The sequence below is a fragment of the Lentimicrobium sp. S6 genome, from assembly GCF_013166635.1.
GTDB lineage: Bacteria > Bacteroidota > Bacteroidia > Bacteroidales > UBA12170 > UBA12170.
The window spans coordinates 1-3,715 of the sequence record NZ_JABKBZ010000147.1 but is presented as its reverse complement, the minus strand read 5'-3'; the positions used below and the strand labels follow the sequence as shown (position 1 = coordinate 3,715).

At 33.9% G+C, this 3,715-nt stretch carries 4 protein-coding genes; all 4 read left to right on the top strand.

Annotation, left to right across the window (positions count from 1 at the left end):
• Positions 1 to 341: 341 nt before the first annotated feature.
• Entirely contained in the window at positions 342 to 866 is a 525-nt protein-coding gene (locus HNS40_RS21745) for a DUF3299 domain-containing protein (protein ID WP_172284822.1), read from the top strand.
• Positions 867 to 975: 109 nt separating this feature from the next.
• Positions 976 to 1,503 carry a hypothetical protein gene (locus tag HNS40_RS21740; RefSeq protein WP_172284821.1) on the top strand — a complete coding sequence of 176 codons (528 nt, stop codon included), beginning with the start codon at positions 976 to 978 and terminating at the stop codon, positions 1,501 to 1,503.
• 45 nt (positions 1,504 to 1,548) lie between these two features.
• Positions 1,549 to 2,316, top strand: a complete 768-nt coding sequence (locus HNS40_RS21735) for a hypothetical protein (RefSeq protein WP_172284820.1) — start codon at positions 1,549 to 1,551, stop codon at positions 2,314 to 2,316.
• A gap of 12 nt (positions 2,317 to 2,328) precedes the next feature.
• A complete protein-coding gene (locus tag HNS40_RS21730; RefSeq protein WP_172284819.1) occupies positions 2,329 to 3,417 on the top strand; it encodes a PCMD domain-containing protein in 1,089 nt (362 codons plus the stop codon).
• Positions 3,418 to 3,715: the final 298 nt, after the last annotated feature.

The following is a 3,715-nucleotide window of genomic DNA, read 5'->3' as shown; positions in this document are numbered from 1 at the left end:
TCTTCTGTTTTTGAGATATCTTCGTAATGTAGCATGTTTTGTACTTTTTGTGTGGTAACCTAAAGATACAATAAAACCAAGGGATTCCCAAGGTTTCATGCTGCATTTTTTCTCTAAAATGCTCAGTTTATAACGGTGAGAAACTTCAGTAAATACTCACTTTTGGATGGAATGACAGTTAAAATGTAACTTGCTTTTATAATAAAAAACTTTAAAAAAAACATGCGCCATATAATTTTCACTTTTCTGTTTTTACCAGCCTATTTGCTCAGGAGGTTAAAGTAATTCAATGGTTTAATCTGGTTTCGGATGAAGTTAAAATTGATGATCCTTTTGAAAAATTGACGGAGGACCAAATTTATGATTTAAGTTATGTAGCGAGAATGCGGATGCTTAAAGAAAGAAAATTTGGAAGTGTGGGCGATGAAACGCTGAAAAAAATTGAAGAAACAGAAAAAAAACTCACTGCTGAAGGAGTTGACATTGAGGGCTTGTTTGCCGAGCGCGAAGCTATTACGGAGCTTCGGAGAGAGAGGGCGGAAGCTGTTGTTGATTCATTAAATGGATTATATATTAGAATGTTAGGTTATTTATTGCCGTTGGACTTTGATGGAAAAAAAGGAATAGAATTTCTTTTGGTGCCTTGGGTAGGAGCTTGTATACATACACCGCCACCACCGCAAAATCAAATTGTTTATATAAATTTTGATAAGGGCTATGAAATCAGTTCTCGTTATACACCAGTGTGGGTTGAAGGTACCTTACGAACAGAAAGTTTAACGAAAGAGCTTTTTTTGGTAGATGGTACATCGAATATAAATTTGGGATACTCAATGAGGCCCAAGTCAATAGAAAAGTATAATTAAAATAGAAAATAGTAAACCTGTGGCTGGTTATGAAATAGGAGTAGTAATTTATACGCCTCAATATTTAACAAAAAACTAAAAAAATTATTTATTAAAAGCATCTTGAAAAATGAAAAAGATATCTCTTTTATTCATGGCATTGACTTTTATCTCAATATCAGGTCATTGTCAATTCTTAACCAATAAAAAAAACATAGAAATCGAAAGATTAGCAGATACATTAAAAATCGTATCTTATAAAAACGATTTGCTTCAAAAATTAGTTGATAATTATGGTGCTATTTATTTAGCTTTCAAAGAAAAATTCATTAAGCAAGATTTTGATCCGAATCGCTCTGCTGCACTATTAGATTCTCTTATTGCAATGGTTGATTCAACAGATGAGCATTTATTAATGCGGAATCAGATAATGTACGATTCTTTAATACAATTAAATCGAACAAATGAACAACTTTTAAAACGCACTGATAGTTTAATTTCTCATCAACAATATGTCGAAAACCATGTGGTTTATATTGAAATTGAAAAAGCCGAAGCTATTGAAAATCTTAAAAAGCTAAAGGAATTGTTTGATGATGAAATTATTAATCAGGCTGAATTTATACGGCTAAAGCAAAAATATTTAGATCGACTCTAAGTGCTTGGTATATAGTAATTAAAACAAAACTTTAAACATCTAAAAATGAAAAAAATAGGCATTCTAACATTTATAAGTGTAATTACTTTTCAGTTGTGCTTTGCACAAAAGGAACAAGATAGCCAAAAAGAGGAGTTCACTCCCTATGAATTGATGTCAGACTATTACGATAATAACTTTCAACCTTTTAAAAAGAAAAACATATACCTGGGCCTAGCTTTTTCACTAGAAGATAAAAAGTTAGAAAACACTGATTACTTAGTGCAGCAAGTTATTGAAGGTGAAAAGTTGGATTATAACATTGTGGCTAAAGTAGGGTATTATACCGGAAATTATGGAATGGCCGGTATAAACTTCAATTATTATCAAACGCATTTTGAAGGAAGTGTTTTCAGAGATCCGGATACCTTACAATCAAATTCTATTACCAGAGGATTTGCTGTAACTCCACATTTTAGGTCTTCTGTACCCTTAACTAAAAATGATAGGTTAAGTTTTTTTACCGATATAGGCGTTTCATTTGGCATGGCTAGTAATTTAAAACGAGAAATTAAATACAATGATGAAATTAAAAAGCAATATGGCACTGATTATATGTTGGGAGTAGGTTTAAGCCCTGGAATTACCTTCTTTGCCATGGAAAACTTTGCCTTTGAAATTCAGTTAAATGTGCTGGGTTATAATTTGAAAGTTTCAGAAAGCAGTATAAATGATGGCCCTTCATCACGAGAAATACGTCAAAATGTTGATTTTAATATAAATATATTATCTCTTGAATTAGGTTTAGCCTATTATATAGGTTCTAATAAGTAAAAACCATAAGCTATGAAAAAAAATATAATGAAAATAGCCATTGCAATACTTTCATCAGTATTAATTCAATCCTGTGTAAAAGAAGACCACTTTGGTTTATCAAGGTATGGCAATATTAAGGATATGGTTGTTAGTAACCAGGCCACCAATGCAAAAATAGACACAAAGAATTTAACAGTTACTGTTGAAATACCTGGGGGCGTTGATTTATCTGAGATTAATATACAGGCTTTAAATCTTTCATCTTTTGCTTCTTCTGATAAACAAGTTGGAGATGCTTTAGATTTAAATACTCCACAAACAATATTAATAACCGCCGAAGATGGAAGCGTACATACCTGGACTGTTTTTTCCTATGTGGCTTCAGTTACTCCACAGCTTAGTAACGGAGATTTTAGTTTATGGTATCAAACAGCTTCCGATTATTATGAGCCTGGCGAAAGTGGCGCAAATACCATTTGGGGAACAGGAAATCAGGGTACTCAAGTATTAAATAAATTAGCAACCATACCCGAAGATATGGGAGCAGATAATCTAGCAGCCAAAATGATTACGCTTGACAATGGGAGCTTAGCAGGCGCTTTTGGCGCTCCAATTTCGGCGGGTTCTATTTTTACAGGAGTCTTTAATCCAGATAATATTGATCTATCAAATCCACAGGCAGCCATTGAATTTGGTACTCCTTTCGTAGGGAGACCCCGCCTACTAAGATTAAAATACTCGTATGTTCCTGGTGACGAAAACAAAGACAAACCTGGAAATATTCTTGATTATCCGGATGCTTGCGATATATACGCTTTGTTAGAAATTAGATTGGGTGGAAAAACTGAAAGATTAGCTACTGCCTGGACTAGAAGTTCTGAAACACAAGAGGCATTAACTACACTTGAGATCCCTTTTATTTATGGGGAGTTGGACGACTCTTTTCCCGAATATATGTTTCCTGTCGATCATGGTTTTGTGAGTAGTGATTCAGCATCATTTGTTTTGCCTACACACATAACGCTAGTGGCTTCATCAAGTTATGATGGGGCAAATTTTGCTGGTGCGATAGGCAGTGTGCTAATAATTGATGATGTTGAAATGATTTACGAGGAATAATCTATATCCCTGTTATAACTTCTGAGGCAGATTAGGGTTGAACATGAAGGCGTCTTTATGGGTCACATTAAAAATTATGGGGAGCAATGGTTTTTAGCCTTTTCATAGTTACAATGCTATTAAGCAATAATAGACTTAGGAATTAGGCGGGGTGGCTTTTCCCAAACACCTCGAAGTGTAATCGGTGAATTATAGAATATTAGATTTTTCAGCAAAGGGCTTTAGCTTTTAAAATAATGACATTGGAGGTGATGGAAATAGAACCGACTGCTTTGGTTCTGATAAACATGTACAGTCA